We start from the raw sequence: 17,564 nt of genomic DNA, 5'->3' as shown, positions 1-17,564 counted from the left end.
TGTCAGAGCCCGGCCAGGGCACCCCGCCGCCGTGACGCGACGAATCGGACGATGTCGGCGATCCAGTCGCGGTCGGTGCGCAGTGTCATCAGCGGTGCGCCGCAGCGCCGCATGGTGCGCGCCACCTCGGCGCGGTGCGCGGCGGCGGCCTTGCCGAAGTCGTCGCGCAACTGGGCATCGATGGTGAATTCGCGGGTCACCCCGGATTCGGTGTCCTGCAGGATGACGTCGCCCACGTCCGGCAACTCCACGTCGCGGGGGTCCAGCACCTCGACACCGAGCACCTCGTGCCGGGCCGCGATGGCCCGCAGCTGGCGCATCCAGTTGATCGGGCCCAGGAAGTCGCTGATCACCACCGCCATCCCGCGCCGCCGCTCGGGCCGGCGCAGTGCGTCGATGGCCGCCGACAGGTCCCCGCGGACCCCCTGGGGTGCGCGGGGTGCGGTGGCGATGGCCCGCAGCAGGCTCTGCTCGTGCTGGCGCCCGGACAGGGCGGGTACCCGGATGATGCTGTCGCCGTTGGCGATGATGGCGCCCAGCCGGTTGCCGCCACCACTGTTGAGATAGGTGATGGCTGCCGCCGCGGCGACCGCCAGGTCACGTTTCTCACAGCCGGTGGTGCCGAAATCCAGGCTGGCCGACATGTCGATCACCAGCCAGGTCTCGAGTTCCCGGTCGGCGATCATCTGCCGGACGTGCGGATGGGTGGTGCGCGCGGTCACCGACCAGTCCATCCGGCGCACGTCGTCGCCGGGCTGGTACATCCGCGACTCCCCCGGCTCCGAACCCGGTCCGGGGATGAGGCCGAGGTGGTCACCGTGCAGCACACCGTCGAGCTTGCGCTTGACGGTGAGCTCCAGCGTGCGCAGTGCCGCAGCGAGTTTCGGGTCGCCGATCTCGCCGCGCTGGAACGACGGCGGTGCGGCGGGGTTCGGCTCGGTCACCGACTGTTGGCCGCCACGGACGGCTGCGCCCCGGCAGGAACCGCGTTCTGCCCCATGGGCGGTACCGAATGCCCTTGCTGCGGAACGGCATTGACCTGCGGCAGCGCCACGGTCTGCAGGATCCGGTTGATCACCGTCTCCGGCGAGATCTCGTCGGCCAGCGCGTCGTAGGTGAGCACCAGCCGGTGCCGCAGCACGTCGGGGATGACCTCGATGACGTCCTGCGGGATGACGTAGTCGCGGCCCCGTACCAGCGCCAGGGCGCGGGCGGCGGCGATGATGCCCAGCGAGGCACGCGGTGAGGCGCCGAACGCGATCCAGGATTTCACGTCACCGAGGCCGAACTGCTCGGGGTGGCGCGTGGCGGTGATGACCCGAACCACGTAGTCGACCAGCGCGTGGTGCACGAAGTTGTTGGCCGCCAGGTCCTGCAGGCGCAGCAGGTCACCGGGATTGAGGATGCCCTTCGGCGTGGGCGGGGTGATGCCCATCCGGTAGATGATCTCGCGCTCTTCCTCCGGCGACGGGTAGTCGACGTTGATCTTGAACAGGAAGCGGTCGCGCTGCGCCTCGGGCAGCGGGTACACACCTTCGTTCTCGATCGGGTTCTGCGTGGCCATCACCAGGAACGGCTTGGGCAGCGGGTAGGTCTTGCCGCCGATGGAGATCTTGCGCTCGGCCATGACCTCCAGCAACGCGGACTGCACCTTGGCCGGTGCGCGGTTGATCTCGTCGGCCAGCAGGAAGTTGACCACGACGGGGCCCAGTTCGATGTCGAACTCCTCGCGGCCCTGGCGGTAGATGCGGGTACCGATGATGTCGGTGGGCACCAGGTCGGGAGTGAACTGGATACGCGCGAAGGTGCCGCCCACCACTTTGGCGAAGGTCTCGACGGCCAGGGTCTTGGCGACACCGGGCACACCTTCGAGCAGCACGTGCCCCTTGGCGAGCAGGCCCACCAGGATGCGCTCCACCAGCTGGTCCTGGCCGACGATGATGCGCTTGACCTCGAAGATGGCGCGTTCGAGGGTGTGCACCTCGGCGGCCAGGCTGTTCGGAGCGGGCTGCCCCGAAGACACAGCACCACCGGACGGCGGGGCCGCATGAGCGCCGGGCGCACTTCCCGGCGTGTAGTTGGGCGACCCACCTGGTGACGTCATCGACAATCCTCCACAGCTGATACATGAAAACGGTGCTACCGGCGGCGGTGCCCTTCAGCGGGCGACCGCGCTCGCCTCAACTATTCCAGGCACTTCGGATTACGTCGACGTGCCCACCGGCAAGCGCGGGCTCAGGACTCGATGATGCGGGCCAGGTACGGCTGCAAACCGGCGGTGCGCAGCGGGCTGACCTTGACCTGCCCGGCACTGCCGGAGGACTCCAGCATCTGGCCGTTGCCCAGGAAGATCGCCACGTGCTGGCTGCCGCCGGGGCCCCAGAACAGCAGATCGCCGCGCTTGGCTTGTGACTGCGGCACCTTGCGTCCGGTGTTGTACTGGTCGCCGGAGTACTTGGGGATCAGCACCCCGACGCCGGCGAAGGCGAACTGGGTGAACCCCGAGCAGTCGAAGCCGACGGTGCCCGCGCCGGAGTCCACGCCGGTGCTCGGGCCGGTCGGCTTACCGCCGCCCCAGGAGTACGGCACGCCGATCTGGGTGGCGCCGCGGCGGATGACGTATTCGATGGCCTGGGGGCCGCGAACCCGGCCCGGAGCGACGCCGGCGGGCGCGTCGCTGGGCGCCAGGCCGAGCTTCTGCAGGAAGCTGCGCCCGAGGTTCATGGTGGCTTCGGTGGCCTGCGCCGTGACCGCCAGCGAGGCGTTGGCGATGGCCAGCGGGTCACCCGGGGCGCCGGCGCTGATCAGCTTGGGCAGCGTGGGATCCCACTGCCCCGGATCCGGCTCCGCCGCCGCGGGTGTGGCCGCACCCACTGCGAGCAGAATCGCCACCGCCGCGGCCAACACCGGGCGGAGAAAACGAAAGAGCCACTGGCGCATGCTTTTTGAACCCAATTCAGAAACCCATCAGTATTCGATGTAGCGGACGACGTGGGGCGTCATACCGCTCGTACGCACCGGGGAGATCTTCACGTGTGAGCCGGTGTAGGGCGCCTCGATCATCTGCCCGTTGCCCAGGTAGATCGTGACGTGCTGGCTGCCGCCGGGGCCGTAGAAGATGACGTCACCGCGGCGCATCTGCGACGACGGGATCTTGCGGCCCATGTTGTACTGCGAACCGGAGTAGTGCGGCAGCTTGATACCGACACCGGCGAAGGCGTGCAGCACCAGACCGGAGCAGTCGAATCCCACAGTGCCTGCGCCGGAATCGATTCCGCGGCTGGCGCCGGCGGCGTTACCGCCGCCCCAGGAGTACGGCACCCCGATCTGTTTCATGGCGCGCTGGATGACGTACTCCGAGGCCTGCCGGCCGTAGACGCGGGGAATGACACCACCGTTGGTGATGCCGGTGTCCGCGGGCTTGAGGATGCCGAGCTTCTCCAGGAAGCCGCGGCCCAGATCCGCGGTCACCTGCGCCGAGGTGGCGCCTATCTTGAGCACTTCGTTGATGATCGCGATGGGGTCACCCGAGACGAATGCGCTGGGCACCATCGGCAGCGTCATGTCCCACTGGCTGGCGTCACCGAACGGCGGCGGCGTGGCCCCGGCCGGTGCCCGGTCCCAGTCCGCCGACGGCGCAGCGGCATTGGCGGGCGCCGGGTTCGACGCGGCGGCCTGCGGGCGGATGACGGCCGCGCTGCCCGCCGGCGCCGCAGCAACCCGGGCCTCGGCGAGTTTGGCCTGGGCGGCGTCGCGCTGGGCCCCGAGTTGCTGGATCTCGGACTGCTGTTCGGCGAACTTCTTCTGCGCCGCGGTGAGCGCGGCCACCGCGTTGTCCTGGCTGGCCTGCGCCGCGCCTGCGGCCTCGTCGGCTTTCTGTTTGGCCGACCGGGCCAGCGACTCCTGGTTGAGCTGTTCGGCGCGGGCGCGCTGGAGGTCGGCCATCACCTTCTGCGAGCTGAGCGCGAGGGTGTGTTCGGTGCTGGCGTTGGCGATGATCTCACCGGGATCCAGGGCGGTCAGGTACGACGCCGACGGACCGTTGACGTACGACGCGACGGCGAACTCGTCGAACTTGCGCTGCGCGTCGGCGATGGCGGCGTCGGCATCCCGCACGCCCTGCTGCTTCAGGTCCAGATCATGTTGTGCCGCAGCGACGTTGTCGCGGGCGGCCTGGACGTCGAGGATGGCCTTGTTGACCCCCTCTTGTTCGCTCTGCACCGAGGCACCGAGATCTTGCAGTCGCTGATTGGCCTCGGCGACGTCGGCGATGAGAGCGGCCAGGCTGCTGGGGGCGGGCGGCTCCGCATGCGCCAGGCCGGGCGTGCCGAGCAGCAGCGCCAGTGTCAGCAATGGAGATGCGCCGTGGATGGGTCTCATGCGACTCACGTCTCCTCATGGCTCAACTCGACCGGATCACCCTGCCGCAACACAGCAATCACTAGTCACTCGAAGCACACCTACAACAATAGGTGCCTCCAGAACCGTACGTCACAATTGTCCCTGAAGAAACTTTCGTTACAAATTACAGGAATGTAATTAGCGCGCTGTTATCGAACAGTGACAATTCGAGTTCGCCATAAAGGCGATGAAAGCTCAGAAATCGCTGGTAGAAGCGGTTTCGTCGGCCAATGCACGCTTCCCCTTTACCTGAAGGATGCGCGTCACAACAACGGCCAGGAATACCGCGCCGGTGAGCCCAATCGTGAGGCCAGTCCAGGGAAAGTCCGGGGTATTCAACTGGCTCACGAAATTCTGCGAGGACTGCACCGGGTTGCCGGTCTTGGCGAGGTCCTCACCGGCTTCCAGGGTCACCCTGTCGTACTCGCTGCTGTAGGTCCCGGCGAAGGAGGGACTCAGCACCAGCACCGTCGATCCGGGGTTGGCCTGACCGACCTCGGTGGCGATATCGCGCAGGGGTGTGTCGATGTGCGGGTTGCGGTCGATCACGACGATCTTGAGATCGATTCCGTCCTGTTCGGCCTCCCGGACCACCTGTAGCAGCCCGGGTTCGTCGGCCGGCGGGGCGCTGACGCCGTCGCGGGCCACGTCGGCCTGAACGGCGGGCATGTCGACTTCGGGGGGGATGAAGGCGGGGATGGTGGGCGGGCTGACAAAAGTGGGGATGGGCCCGACGAATGGCAGCACCTGAGGACCTTGATCCCAACCCGACATGTGCGCGTCAACCTTTCTCAGGCGCCAACGTTCACCCGCACGGTACGCGACGGTCATTCAACCCGGTGGCATCACGCGCCCGCCGCGACCAGACTGAGACCCACAGCCACGCCGGGTCCGGATGGATTACAGGACAAGCGTACTGTTAGAGTTGCAGCCGATCGCCGGCACAGCCCGCCGGCGAGGAAATCGAAACGCCGGGAGTTGACGTGACCAGCAAGAATTCATTCGCAGCGCATGACACCCTTGAGGTCGGTGACAAGAAGTACGAGATCTACCGCCTCGACGCGGTACCCGGCACCGAGAAACTCCCCTACAGCCTGAAGGTCCTGGCCGAGAATCTGCTGCGCACCGAAGACGGCGCCAACATCACCAAAGAACACATCGAGGCCATCGCCAACTGGGACGCCGACGCCGACCCCAGCATCGAGATCCAGTTCACCCCCGCCCGCGTGATCATGCAGGACTTCACCGGGGTGCCCTGTGTCGTCGACCTGGCCACCATGCGCGAGGCGGTCTCCGCCCTGGGCGGTGACCCCGAGAAGGTGAACCCGCTGGCGCCCGCCGAACTGGTCATCGACCACTCGGTGATCCTGGACGTCTTCGGCCGCGCCGACGCCTTCGAGCGCAACGTCGAACTCGAATACCAGCGCAACGGCGAGCGCTACCAGTTCCTGCGCTGGGGCCAGGGCGCGTTCGACGACTTCAAGGTCGTCCCCCCGGGCACCGGCATCGTGCACCAGGTCAACATCGAGTACCTGGCCCGCACCGTGATGGTCCGTGACGGGGTGGCCTACCCCGACACCTGCGTGGGCACCGACAGTCACACCACGATGGTCAACGGCCTCGGCGTCCTGGGCTGGGGCGTCGGCGGTATCGAGGCCGAGGCCGCCATGCTGGGCCAGCCGGTCTCGATGCTCATCCCCCGCGTCGTCGGCTTCAAACTGACCGGCGAGATCAAGCCGGGCGTCACCGCCACCGACGTCGTGCTCACCGTCACCGACATGCTGCGCAAGCACGGTGTGGTCGGCAAGTTCGTCGAGTTCTACGGCGCCGGCGTGGCCGAGGTGCCGCTGGCCAACCGCGCCACCCTGGGCAACATGAGCCCCGAATTCGGTTCCACCGCAGCGATGTTCCCCATCGACGAGGAGACCATCAACTACCTGCGGCTGACCGGGCGCACCGACGAGCAGCTCGCGCTGGTCGAGGCCTACGCCAAGGAACAGGGCATGTGGCACGACCCGGAGAAGGAACCCGTCTTCTCCGAGTACCTCGAGCTCGACCTGTCCACCGTGGTGCCGTCCATCTCCGGACCGAAGCGCCCGCAGGACCGCATCGAGCTGACCGACGCCAAGAACGCCTTCCGCAAGGACATCCACAACTACGTCGAGGAGCACCACCCGGCGCCCGAGACCAAGCTCGACGAAGCCATCGACGAGTCCTTCCCGGCCAGCGACTCCGCGTCGCTGTCGTTCGCCGACGACGGCGCCGTCGATGTCCGGCCCTCGGCAGCCAACGGGTCGGAGGGCCGGCCGAGCAAGCCGGTGACCGTGCGCTCCGACGAGCGCGGCGAATTCGTGCTCGACCACGGCGCGGTGGTGGTCGCGGGCATCACGTCCTGCACCAACACCTCCAACCCGACGGTCATGCTCGGCGCCGCGCTGCTGGCCAAGAAGGCCGTCGACAAGGGCCTGACCACCAAACCGTGGGTCAAGACCAACATGGCCCCGGGATCGCAGGTCGTCACCGACTACTACAACAAGGCCGGCCTGTGGCCGTACCTGGAGAAGCTCGGCTACTACCTGGGCGGCTACGGCTGCACCACCTGCATCGGCAACACCGGGCCGCTGGCCGACGAGATCTCCGCGGCCATCAACGACAACGACCTGTCGGTGACGGCCGTGCTGTCGGGCAACCGCAACTTCGAAGGCCGCATCTCCCCCGACGTCAAGATGAACTACCTGGCCTCGCCGCCGTTGGTGATCGCCTACGGTCTCGCCGGCACCATGGACTTCGACTTCGAGTCCGATCCGCTGGGCCAGGACACCGAGGGCAACGACGTCTTCCTGAAGGACATCTGGCCCTCGGCCCAAGAGATCCAGGAGACCATCGCCAGCTCGATCGACCGGAAGATGTTCACCGACAGCTACGCCGACGTGTTCAAGGGCGATGACCGCTGGCGCTCGCTGCCCACCCCGGAGGGCAACACCTTCGAGTGGGACGCGAACTCGACCTACGTGCGCAAGGCGCCGTACTTCGACGGCATGCCCGCCGAGCCGGAGCCCGTCTCCGATATCAAGGGCGCCAGAGTGCTTGCGTTGCTGGGAGATTCGGTGACCACCGACCACATCTCCCCGGCCGGCGCCATCAAGAAGGGCACCCCCGCCGCGCAGTACCTCGAAGAGCACGGTGTCGAGCCCAAGGACTTCAACTCGCTGGGGTCGCGTCGCGGCAACCACGAGGTGATGATCCGCGGCACCTTCGCCAACATCCGGCTGAAGAACCAATTGCTCGACGATGTGTCCGGCGGCTACACCCGCGACTTCACCCAGCCGGACGGCCCCCAGGCCTTCATCTACGACGCCTCGCAGAACTACCAGAAGCAAGGCATCCCGCTGGTGGTGCTGGGCGGCAAGGAGTACGGGTCCGGTTCGTCGCGCGACTGGGCGGCCAAGGGCACCACGCTGCTGGGTGTGCGCGCGGTGATCACCGAGTCGTTCGAGCGCATCCACCGGTCCAACCTGATCGGCATGGGCGTCATCCCGCTGCAGTTCCCCGCCGGCGAGTCGGCGGCCTCGCTGAAGCTGGACGGCACCGAGACCTTCGACATCGAGGGCATCACGGAGCTCAACAACGGCAAGACGCCCAAGACGGTGCACGTGACGGCCACCAAGGAGGACGGTTCGAAGGTGGAGTTCGACGCGGTGGTCCGCATCGACACCCCCGGTGAGGCCGACTACTACCGCAACGGCGGCATCTTGCAGTACGTGCTGCGCAACATGCTGAAGACCAGCTAGCCAGACGCCGTAGATGCCGAGAGTCAGCGAGGACCATCTGGCGGCTCGCCGCCGCCAGATCCTCGACGGCGCCAGGCGGTGCTTCGCCGAATTTGGTTACGACAAAGCGACGGTGCGCCGCCTGGAGCAGTCGATCGGGTTGTCACGGGGGGCGATCTTTCACCATTTCCGCGACAAGGATTCGTTGTTCTTCGAGCTGGCACGCGAAGACGCCGAACGGATGGCCGAGGTGGCCTCCCGCGAGGGGTTGATCCAGGTGATGCGGGACATGTTGGCCACTCCGGAGCAATTCGACTGGCTGGCAACACGTTTGGAGATCGCGCGCAAGTTACGGCACGATCCGGCATTCAACCGCGGCTGGGCGGAGCGGTCTCATGAGTTGTCGGCGGCAACCACCGACCGGCTGCGCCGCCAGACCGAGGCCGGTCGGGTACGCGACGACGTCCCCAGCGACGTGCTGCACGTGTACCTCGACCTGGTGCTCGACGGGCTGGTGGCGCGACTGGCTTCCGGCGAGGACCCGAAACGGCTGTCCGCCGTGCTCGACCTGGTGGAGGCCTCCGTACGCCACGCCAGCCCGGGGGCGGTCGACGGAAACCGGGCATCGCTGGGATAAGTGTAGTTAGGGCACCCTCACCGCAAACTCCGAGTGAGGGCGCCCCTCAGCTCACCCGACTGCGATGGTTGGGCCCGCCGCGACTGCGCATCGTGGTACCCGACTCGACCAGCATGCTGTGGATGGATCCGTACGATCGCCCGGTGGTGGCCGCCAGCGCGCGAATGCTCGCGCCTTTCTCGTATTCGAACCGAAGCTCGTCCAACAGTTGCTCGCGTGCCTTGTCCGTCTTCCGCATCGACGCCTCCCCCAGTAGATCAGGACCCCGACGACAGCTACAGAGTAGGAACCGCGACGCCGGCTGTGGGGAGAATCACCGAAAATGGTCGACCGAAACCAGCGTCTGTCAGGCTAGTTCGATCAGTTCCCGGTACTCCGCGGACCAGAAATCCTCCGTGCCGTCGGGAAGCAGCACCACCCGTTGGGGGTTGAGAGCCTCGGCGGCGCCCGGATCGTGGGTCACCAGCACCACCGCGCCGACGTAGCTGCGAAGCGCGTCGAGCACCTGTTCGCGCGAAGCCGGGTCCAGGTTGTTGGTGGGCTCGTCGAGCAGGAGCACATTCGCGGTGGAGGCGACCAGCCCCGCGAGTGCCAGCCGGGTCTTCTCACCGCCGGACAGCGTGCCTGCCGGCTGGTCGAGCTGCGGGCCGGTGAACATGAACGCACCCAGCAAACCGCGGAGGTCTTGTTCGCCGGTATCGGGCGCGGCGTGGCGGATGTTCTCCCACACCGAAGCCTGGTCATCGAGAGTGTCGTGCTCCTGGGCGAAGTACCCGATCTTGAGGCCGTGCCCAGGCTCCAGGCCGCCCGCATCGGAGGTCTCGACCCCGGCGAGCATCCGCAGCAGCGTTGTCTTGCCCGCACCGTTGAGCCCGAGAATGACCACCCGGGAACCACGGTCGATCGCCAGATCCACTCCGGTGAACACCTCGAGTGAACCGTAGTTCTTCGTCAGCCCCTTGGCCACCAACGGTGTGCGCCCGCACGGCGCAGGTGTCGGGAACTTGATCCGGGCCACCTTGTCGGCCACGCGCTCGTCGTCGAGCTCGGCGATCATCCGCTCGGCCCGACGCAGCATGTTCTGCGCCGCAACGGCTTTCGTGGCTTTGGCGCCCATCTTGGCAGCCTGTGCGCGCAGCGCGGATGCCTTCTTCTCGGCGTTGGCGCGTTCCCGGCGCCGGCGTTGTTCGTCGGTGGCACGCGCATCGAGGTACTTCTGCCAGCCCATGTTGTAGACGTCGGCTTCCCCGCGCACCGCGTCCAGGAACCACACGCGGTTCACCACATCGGCCAGCAGGTCGACGTCGTGGCTGATCACGATCAGTCCCCCGGGATGGTTCTTGAGGAAGTCGCGCAGCCAGACGATCGAGTCGGCGTCGAGGTGGTTGGTGGGTTCGTCGAGCAGCAACGTGGTGGCGTTACCGGAACCCGAGTCCGAGGCAGCAAACAGGATGCGCGCCAGCTCGACGCGCCGGCGCTGACCGCCGGACAGGGTTCGCAGCGGCTGGGTGAGCACCCGGTCCGGCAGACCCAGGCTGGCACAGATGCGGCCGGCCTCACTCTCGGCGGCGTACCCGCCGAGTGCGGCGAAGCGTTCCTCCAGTTGCCCGTAGCGGCGCACCGCCTTGTCGCGGGCGGCGTCGTCGGCCACCTCGGCCATCAACACCTGTTGTTTTTCCAGGTCCGACATCAGCTGATCGAGACCACGGGCGGACAGCACGCGGTCCCGGGCCAGCACATCGAGGTCGCCCTCTTTGGGGTCCTGCGGCAGGTAACCGATCTCCCCGGTGCGGGTCACGGTGCCCGCATACGGCTCGCCCTCACCGGCGAGGATGCGCAGCGTGGTGGTCTTGCCCGCCCCGTTTCGCCCGACCAGCCCGATCCGGTCACCCGGTTGGACCCGCAGCGCGGGCCCGTCGGCGGCCAACAGCGTGCGTGCGCCGGCCCGAACCTCCAGGTCCGTTGCGGTGATCACCGGTCAAACTCCTCGTCGCTGATGACACCTGCGGTGTCATTTGTCGTCGGTGAAGACCGGTGGACGCTGCTCGGCGCGCGCCGCTACCGCTTCTTCGAAGTTGGAGGTGAGCAGGCGAACGTAGAGCTGGCCCAGGCCTTCTGCCTGCATGTGCCCCTCTAGGGTACCGGCGTCCAGCCCACTCCATAGCGTGCGTTTGGTCAACTCGATTCCGGGCCGCGAGAACCCGGCGATCCGCTCGGCCATCTCGTAACAGGTGTCCAGCAGCTGATCGTCGGCGACCTGGCGCGATACCAGGCCGATCCGCTCGGCTTCGCCGGCGTCGACATCGCGGCCGGTCAGCATGAGTTCGAAGGCGCGCGAAGTGCCGATCGCCCGCGGCAACAGATAGGACAAGCCCAGCTCACTGGCCGTCAGACCGTTGTTGATCCCGGCGGCCCGGAAGTATGCCGCCGCCCCCGCGACCCGGATGTCGCAGGCCAGCGCCAGGCACAGACCGCCCCCGATGGCCGCACCGTTGACCGCGGCGATCACCGGCTGGTGCAGGCGGCGCAACCCCAGGATCACGTCGTCGAGCACCTGCATGGACCGCAGCGCAAAACCGGGCCGGGTCAGCCCGTCGACGTGCGGGACGCTGCCGGCGGACTTGTGGTCGGCGCCGGAGGAGAACCCACGACCGGCTCCGGTCAGCACCACCGCACGCACGCTGTTGTCGTGGGTGAGGTCGTCGAGCACCCGCTTCAGCGGCACCATGACATCGAAAGCCATGGAATTCATCCGCTCGGGGCGGTTCAGCGTCACCAAGGCGACGTGGTCGCGGGGCCGCTCGACGAGGACGAAGCTGTCACTGCTCACGGGATGGCACGTTAGTGCGTGTCATCCCGTCAGGAACGTCTTATTCGGCGGGGGTGTTGCCCTGCGCCGCGATGGCGGCGTCGACGTCGAAGTCCTTCACCTGCTGGATCAGGTCCTCCAGCGCCGCGGGCGGCAGGGCACCGGCCTGGTTGAACACCAGCTTGCCCTTCTTGAACGCCATCAGCGTGGGAATGGACCGGATCTGCGCGGCCGCGGCGAGCTGCTGCTCGGCCTCGGTGTCGACCTTCGCGTAGACGACGTCCGGATGCTGCTCCGACGACTTGGCGAAAGTAGGCGCGAACGACCGGCACGGGCCGCACCACGACGCCCAGAAGTCGACCAACACGATGTCGTTGTCGTTGATGGTGTCGTTGAACTCTTCGGCTGTGATATCTCGAGTTGCCACGTCGAGTTCAACGCGGTGTGGCATGGGTGTGTTCCCCGCACCCGACAAACCGGTCGGATCAGAGCTGGTAGACCTTCACCCAATCGATCGTCATCTCCATCGGGAAAACCGAGGTACCGTCCGGATCGCCGGTCCACGGGTTGCCGACCGCGTTGTTGAGGATCAGATAGTGCGGCCAGGCGCCCGAGAACGGGGTCCAGTCGCCGCCCAGCGCCTCGTACTGCTGCTGGGTGATGCTGCCGACCTCCTGCCCGTCGACGTGCCAGATGATCCGGTCCGCGTACCAATCGATCCCGTACTCGTGGAATCCCTGGGACAGGTCGACACCCATGTCCGCGTCGTTGCCGTGCAGCTTCACGTCGACGGTGTTGTTGCCCGCGGCCGGCCCGTGGATGTTGCCGGTCCAGTGCCTGCTGCCGTCCACACCGCCGAACCCAGGCAGTTCCACGATGTCGATCTCACCCTGGCGGGGCCAGTCGAACTCGTGCCCGGGTTCCAAACCGACCGTCCAGAACGCCGGCAGGCTGCCCTGGGTGTAGGGCATCTGGATGCGGGCCACGATGCGCTGTCCCACCGAAACCGAGGCCTTGCCGTAGGTGACCAGGCGGGTTGACGTGTAGTTGTTCGGCGCGCCCAGGCCGTCCGGTGCGGTCTCCTGCCGGGTCACGATGACGACGTGTCCTTCGTCGTTGAGGTACACGTTGCCGAAGTCGGTGTAGTACTGGTTCTCCCCGGCGGACTGGCCCCAGCGGCCGGTCTGCACGCCCCAGTACTTCAGCGCTTCCTCGATGCTGGTGAAGTTGGTTTCCCACACCAGCGGAAGGTCGCCGCTGTCCGGCAACTCCGGCTGCTCCGGTTCCTGCGGCTGACCCGGTTCTTCGGGCTGCGCGGGCTGCTGGCCGTCCCGATAGATCTGCGTACGAACGGTGAACCACCACGACTCGATGAAGCCCGGAACGTTGATCGGCAACAGCCGCGCGCTGGCCGGCGGCGGCGCCAGGCCGATCCACGTCATGATGTCGACCAGGATGGTGCCCACCGTGACCCGGCCCGAAACCAGCGAACCCTCGCCGGCCGCGGGAGTGGCCGCCGTGGTGGTGGCCGCCAGCGACTGCGGTGCCGACGCGGCTGGTGCGGAAGGTGCGGCCTCCACCGGCGCCTCCGTGGGTTTGGCCTGCGGCTCGGCGTCGGCGCCGGGGGTGATCACCGAGTCGGCGCGGGTCTGGCCATGGTTCCTGTCGTTCTTCGAGACCGGTTGCACCACAACCACGTCGGCCTCGGGTTCCGTTTCCCCGCCGGATTCTGCGGGATCGCCGTCGTCGGATGACGGACTCTCCGACGTCGGGTCGGGCTCGGCTTCTTCGTCGTCGGTTTCTTGATCGTCTGCTTCAGCGCCGTCTTCAGCTTCGTCGTCTGCAGCTTCTTCGTCTTCGGCCGCTTCGTCGTCTTCGGCCGCTTCGTCGTCTTCGGCCGCTTCGTCGTCCTCGGCCCCCGCGCTGGTCCGGCCGGGCTTGTCGTCGTCGTTGGTGTCGTCGGGCTTGTCATCGCCCTTGTCAGACGGCGCATCGGCCGACGATGACAGTGACGACGACACCGACGATGTCCGGCCCGAGTCGGTGCCATCGCCGGTGGTGGCGGCTGCGATACCCGCGCCGGCACTCAACGCGGCACCCAGCCCCGCCGTCACCACTCCCACGCCAAGCCAATAAGTGCACGGCAGCGGTTGGCCACGACGGCCTTGCCTGCGCTTCTTCGCGTTTGTTGTGGCGCGCGACCGACCAGCCATTGCAGTCAACCTCTGTTCGCGGACTACTGCGCGCAACTTTGCCGCCGGCGCCTCCGGACAGCCATCAACCCAACCACCACAAAGAGTTCGCTGGATCGACTGCCCGTATCGCGCCGGCCGGACCAAGCTGACCGCAGTGACGGGTAGTAGGAATGTCTTTCAAATACCGGACCGGGCCGCCGTTGAACCGGTCCTGTAGCAGGTGGAGCCGTCGCCCCACGGTTGTTTCTCTCGCCGTTGCCAGCCAGCGATGCGCAAGCAGAAATGTATAGGAGATTTTGCAGGTACGTTAGTTAAAACTCAAAGTTCATTTGCTCGTCGCCCGCGTTGCCAGACCACGCCACGGCCTCGCCATTCAAGGATCAGGTCCGTGGTGTCTGCCCCATCACGAATTCAGCAGATTCGGTTCCATTTGCAGAAAGGCGTCGACCGCGCACCAAAACTGCATCTCCTGAGCAGTTTGCCAAGCGCTTGCACAGCGCACTCGCGTACCCCGCCGGCGTTTGCCGGCGGTCCGCCGACATTCGTGCGGCCGCCACCTGAGATCGGCCACCACCGTTCTGGCCATTATGAATTCAACGTGAAGAGGCGATTGATGGCGAAGGACGAGGACACTCCGCAAATTTGCCACAGTCCGTGGTCTGCGTCGGCGGCCCAGTTACCCGCCTCGGGTGGGTTGAGCCTCGGTTTCCGCCGCTCACCAGCGAAGATGTTGGCTGGATTGTCGTCGGCAAGTACTACGAGCCGAGGCACATCAGACCAGCTCGCCCGCGTGCTGCGATACCCGCCTGTGGCGTAGAGCAAACACTGCGGCGGCGTGTCGCACGACGATCAGGGAGCGTGTCGCAGCCGCACGAAGTCTGCCGGGGCCTCGGCCCAGGACAGTTCTGGGTGGATCAGACGGTGAAGCCGAGGGCGCGAAGTTGCTCGCGGCCGTCCTCGGTGATCTTGTCCGGACCCCACGGCGGGTTCCACACCCAGTTGATCTTGATGTCGTTGACCAGGCCGGCACCCACCAGGGCGGTGCGGGACTGGTCCTCGATGACGTCGGTCAGCGGGCAGGCCGCAGACGTGAGCGTCATGTCGATCAACGCCACCCTGCCGGAATCGGCCTCTTCGACGTTCAAGCCGTAGACCAGACCCAGATCGACGACGTTGATACCGAGTTCGGGGTCCACGACGTCGCGCATCGCCTCTTCGACGTCCGCGAGGAGCTCATCGTTGATCGGGGTGTCGCTCACGTCATCTTCTCCTCTTCGCGATCACTGGCCTGCGCCAACGCGTCCTTGAAAGCCAACCAGCCGAGCAGGGCGCATTTCACCCGAGCCGGGTACTTGGCCACGCCGGCGAAGGCGATTCCGTCGCCCAGCACGTCCTCGTCACCGTCGATCTTGCCGCGTGACGAGACCATCTCGGAGAACGCCGCCACGGTCTTCAGCGCATCCCCCACCGTCTGGCCGATCACCTGATCGGTGAGCACCGACGTCGCCGCCTGGCTGATCGAACAGCCCTGCCCGTCATACGAGATGTCGGCGACATGTTCCCCGTCAGACGACAACGCCACCCGCAGTGTCACCTCGTCACCACACGTCGGGTTGACGTGACGCACCTCCGCGCCGAACGGTTCACGCAGACCGCGGTGATGCGGGTGCTTGTAATGATCCAGGATCACTTCCTGGTACATCTGTTCCAGCCTCATGCGAAGAACTCAACCGCCCGCTTGATACCCGACACCAGCCGGTCCACCTCGTCGAGGGTGTTGTACACCGCAAAGGACGCGCGCGCGGTCGCGGCGATGCCGAAGCGCCGGTGCAGCGGCCATGCGCAGTGGTGACCCACCCGCACCGCGACACCGTCGTCGTCGAGCACCTGCCCGACGTCGTGCGCGTGGATGCCGTCGACCACGAACGCCACGGGCGAGCCGCGCAGCTCCCCCGTCTGGGGGCCGATGATCCGCACGCCGGGGATCCCGGCCAGTCCGTCGAGCGCCGCTGCCACCAGGGCCTCCTCGTGCGCTTCCACCGCACTCATGCCGATGGCGTCGAGATAGCGTGCGGCAGCGGCCAATCCGACCACCTGCGAGGTCATCGGCGTGCCGGCCTCGAAGCGCTGCGGCGCCGGGGCGTAGGTGGTGGCTTCCATGGTCACCGTCTCGATCATCGACCCGCCGGTGATGAACGGCGGCAGCGCGCCCAGCAGTTCGCGCCGTCCGTAGAGGACGCCGATCCCGTTGGGGCCGAGCATCTTGTGACCGGAGAACGCTGCGAAGTCCACGTCGAGGGCGTGGAAGTCCACCGGTTGGTGCGGCACCGACTGGCAGGCGTCGAGCAGGGTCAGCGCACCGACAGCCTTGGCCCGGGCCACCAGTTCGGCGACCGGGGCGATGGCGCCGGTGACATTGGAGTGGTGCGTGAAGGTGACCAGCTTGACGTTGCCGTCGAGCTGCAACGAGTCCAGGTCGATGCGCCCGTCGTCGGTCACCGAGTACCACTTCAGGGTGGCGCCGGTGCGCCGGGCCAACTCCTGCCACGGAATCAGATTGGCGTGGTGCTCGAGTTCGGTGGTGACGATGACGTCCCCGGGGCCGATGGCACGCTCGAACCTGTTGTCTCCCAACGCGTACGACACCAGGTTGATCGACTCGGTGGCGTTCTTGGTGAACACCAGCTCGTCGTCGTCGGCCCCGACGAACGCGGCGATGTCGGCGCGGCCCTGCTCGTAGGCATCGGTGGACTCCTCCATCAGCTGGTGGGCCCCGCGGTGCACCGCGCCGTTGGAGTTCAACAGGAACTCCCGCTCGGCGTCGAGCACCTGCAGGGGTCGCTGCGAGGTGGCACCCGAATCGAGGTACGCCAGCTGGTTCCCGCCCCGCATGACGCGGGACAGGATCGGGAAGTCGGCTCTGATCCTGCTGAGATCAGCCGCAGTCAGAGGCGTGCCGACCGACGTCGTCATGGTTGCCTCCTAGGCCCCGGCGGCAGCCTGGGTGAATCGCACGTAACCGCTGGCTTCGAGTTCGTCGGCCAGTTCCGGACCACCGGACTCGACGATCCGGCCGCCGACGAACACATGCACGAACTGCGGCTGGATGTAGCGCAGGATGCGGGTGTAGTGCGTGATCAGCAGGACGCCACCGTTTTCGGTTTCCTTGTAGCGGTTCACACCTTCGCTGACCACCCGCAGCGCGTCGACGTCCAGACCGGAGTCGGTTTCGTCGAGGATCGCGATCTTCGGCTTGAGCAGACCGAGCTGCAGGATCTCATGGCGCTTCTTCTCACCACCGGAGAAACCCTCGTTGACGCTGCGCTCCCCGAAGGCGGCGTCGATGTCGAGGTCGCTCATCGCGCCCTTGACCTCTTTGACCCAGTGCCGCAGCTTGGGCGCCTCACCCCGCACCGCGGTGGCCGCGGTCCGCAGGAAGTTCGACATCGACACGCCGGGTACCTCGACGGGGTACTGCATCGCCAGGAACAGTCCGGCCCGCGCGCGCTCGTCGACGCTCATCTCCAGCACGTCCTCACCGTCGAGGGTGATCGACCCCGAGGTGACGGTGTACTTGGGATGGCCCGCGATGGCGTACGACAGGGTGGACTTGCCGGATCCGTTGGGGCCCATGACGGCATGGGTCTCACCGGATTTCACGGTGAGGTCGACGCCCTTGAGAATGGGCACCTCGTCGTTTTCCGGGGTGAAGACCGATGCGTGCAGGTCCTTGATTTCCAGAGTGGTCATGG

The 17,564-nt window shown here is 66.8% G+C and carries 16 protein-coding genes; 2 read left to right on the top strand and 14 right to left on the bottom strand.

What is annotated here, in order from left to right; translation table 11 throughout:
• Window positions 1-2: 2 nt before the first annotated feature.
• From NL241_RS16525 to NL241_RS16505, 5 genes are all read right to left on the bottom strand, one after another.
• Window positions 3-944: a DUF58 domain-containing protein gene (locus tag NL241_RS16525; protein ID WP_487693671.1), complete on the bottom strand. Its 942-nt coding sequence runs from the start codon at window positions 942-944 to the stop codon at window positions 3-5.
• Window positions 941-2,104, bottom strand: a complete 1,164-nt coding sequence (gene moxR1, locus NL241_RS16520; protein WP_494398108.1) for a chaperone MoxR1 — start codon at window positions 2,102-2,104, stop codon at window positions 941-943. Before moxR1 ends, NL241_RS16525 begins: the two co-directional genes overlap by 4 nt.
• Before the next feature lie 131 nt (window positions 2,105-2,235).
• Window positions 2,236-2,940, bottom strand: a complete 705-nt coding sequence (ripB, locus tag NL241_RS16515) for an NlpC/P60 family peptidoglycan endopeptidase RipB (protein WP_487693669.1) — start codon at window positions 2,938-2,940, stop codon at window positions 2,236-2,238.
• Window positions 2,941-2,967: 27 nt separating this feature from the next.
• Window positions 2,968-4,380 (bottom strand): NlpC/P60 family peptidoglycan endopeptidase RipA, encoded by a 1,413-nt coding sequence (gene ripA / locus NL241_RS16510; protein WP_487693668.1) that lies wholly within the window; start codon window positions 4,378-4,380, stop codon window positions 2,968-2,970.
• Window positions 4,381-4,596: 216 nt separating this feature from the next.
• Window positions 4,597-5,175 carry an Rv1476 family membrane protein gene (locus NL241_RS16505; protein WP_487693724.1) on the bottom strand — a complete coding sequence of 193 codons (579 nt, stop codon included), beginning with the start codon at window positions 5,173-5,175 and terminating at the stop codon, window positions 4,597-4,599.
• Window positions 5,176-5,384: 209 nt separating this feature from the next.
• Between NL241_RS16505 and NL241_RS16500 the strand changes: the two genes are divergently transcribed.
• Both NL241_RS16500 and NL241_RS16495 read left to right on the top strand, forming a co-directional pair.
• The gene (locus NL241_RS16500; protein ID WP_494398107.1) at window positions 5,385-8,192 is read left to right on the top strand and encodes an aconitate hydratase; all 2,808 of its coding nucleotides are present in this window, start codon (window positions 5,385-5,387) and stop codon (window positions 8,190-8,192) included.
• Window positions 8,193-8,205: 13 nt separating this feature from the next.
• Entirely contained in the window at window positions 8,206-8,808 is a 603-nt protein-coding gene (locus NL241_RS16495; protein ID WP_487693665.1) for a TetR/AcrR family transcriptional regulator, read from the top strand.
• 46 nt (window positions 8,809-8,854) lie between these two features.
• Here NL241_RS16495 and NL241_RS16490 read toward each other — a convergent pair whose 3' ends face one another.
• From NL241_RS16490 to sufC, 9 genes are all read right to left on the bottom strand, one after another.
• A complete protein-coding gene (locus NL241_RS16490) occupies window positions 8,855-9,046 on the bottom strand; it encodes a helix-turn-helix domain-containing protein (protein WP_487693664.1) in 192 nt (63 codons plus the stop codon).
• Window positions 9,047-9,154: 108 nt separating this feature from the next.
• Complete coding sequence (locus tag NL241_RS16485) at window positions 9,155-10,783, bottom strand: ABC-F family ATP-binding cassette domain-containing protein (protein WP_487693663.1); 1,629 nt, start codon at window positions 10,781-10,783, stop codon at window positions 9,155-9,157.
• A 36-nt stretch (window positions 10,784-10,819) separates the two neighbouring features.
• Window positions 10,820-11,638: an enoyl-CoA hydratase gene (locus NL241_RS16480; RefSeq protein WP_494398106.1), complete on the bottom strand. Its 819-nt coding sequence runs from the start codon at window positions 11,636-11,638 to the stop codon at window positions 10,820-10,822.
• Between the two features lie 40 nt (window positions 11,639-11,678).
• Window positions 11,679-12,044 carry a thioredoxin gene (trxA, locus tag NL241_RS16475; RefSeq protein ID WP_487693723.1) on the bottom strand — a complete coding sequence of 122 codons (366 nt, stop codon included), beginning with the start codon at window positions 12,042-12,044 and terminating at the stop codon, window positions 11,679-11,681.
• 58 nt (window positions 12,045-12,102) lie between these two features.
• Window positions 12,103-13,740: a glycoside hydrolase family 16 protein gene (locus tag NL241_RS16470; RefSeq protein ID WP_494398105.1), complete on the bottom strand. Its 1,638-nt coding sequence runs from the start codon at window positions 13,738-13,740 to the stop codon at window positions 12,103-12,105.
• A 986-nt stretch (window positions 13,741-14,726) separates the two neighbouring features.
• Window positions 14,727-15,071, bottom strand: coding sequence for a metal-sulfur cluster assembly factor (locus NL241_RS16465; RefSeq protein WP_487693659.1), 345 nt, complete (start codon window positions 15,069-15,071; stop codon window positions 14,727-14,729).
• Window positions 15,068-15,529 (bottom strand): Fe-S cluster assembly sulfur transfer protein SufU, encoded by a 462-nt coding sequence (sufU, locus tag NL241_RS16460; RefSeq protein ID WP_487693658.1) that lies wholly within the window; start codon window positions 15,527-15,529, stop codon window positions 15,068-15,070. The genes NL241_RS16465 and sufU overlap by 4 nt, the downstream gene beginning before the upstream one ends.
• Window positions 15,526-16,785: a cysteine desulfurase gene (locus tag NL241_RS16455; protein WP_494398104.1), complete on the bottom strand. Its 1,260-nt coding sequence runs from the start codon at window positions 16,783-16,785 to the stop codon at window positions 15,526-15,528. The genes sufU and NL241_RS16455 overlap by 4 nt, the downstream gene beginning before the upstream one ends.
• A 9-nt stretch (window positions 16,786-16,794) precedes the next feature.
• Window positions 16,795-17,562 (bottom strand): Fe-S cluster assembly ATPase SufC, encoded by a 768-nt coding sequence (gene sufC, locus NL241_RS16450; protein WP_487693655.1) that lies wholly within the window; start codon window positions 17,560-17,562, stop codon window positions 16,795-16,797.
• Window positions 17,563-17,564 lie beyond the last annotated feature (2 nt).

The organism is Mycolicibacterium sp. SMGY-1XX, from assembly GCF_059132455.1.
Note: the sequence above shows the minus strand (reverse complement) of the source record. Positions and strands in the feature narration are given on the sequence as shown.

Excerpts from the sequence above, each read along its gene's own strand:
- moxR1 (WP_494398108.1), bottom strand. The coding sequence starts at position 2,104 with ATGACGTCACCAGGTGGGTCGCCCAACTACACGCCGGGAAGTGCGCCC.
- ripB (WP_487693669.1), bottom strand. The coding sequence starts at position 2,940 with ATGCGCCAGTGGCTCTTTCGTTTTCTCCGCCCGGTGTTGGCCGCGGCG.
- ripA (WP_487693668.1), bottom strand. The coding sequence starts at position 4,380 with ATGAGACCCATCCACGGCGCATCTCCATTGCTGACACTGGCGCTGCTG.
- NL241_RS16505 (WP_487693724.1), bottom strand. The coding sequence starts at position 5,175 with ATGTCGGGTTGGGATCAAGGTCCTCAGGTGCTGCCATTCGTCGGGCCC.
- NL241_RS16495 (WP_487693665.1), top strand. The coding sequence starts at position 8,206 with ATGCCGAGAGTCAGCGAGGACCATCTGGCGGCTCGCCGCCGCCAGATC.
- NL241_RS16490 (WP_487693664.1), bottom strand. The coding sequence starts at position 9,046 with ATGCGGAAGACGGACAAGGCACGCGAGCAACTGTTGGACGAGCTTCGG.
- sufU (WP_487693658.1), bottom strand. The coding sequence starts at position 15,529 with ATGAGGCTGGAACAGATGTACCAGGAAGTGATCCTGGATCATTACAAG.
- NL241_RS16455 (WP_494398104.1), bottom strand. The coding sequence starts at position 16,785 with ATGACGACGTCGGTCGGCACGCCTCTGACTGCGGCTGATCTCAGCAGG.
- sufC (WP_487693655.1), bottom strand. The coding sequence starts at position 17,562 with ATGACCACTCTGGAAATCAAGGACCTGCACGCATCGGTCTTCACCCCG.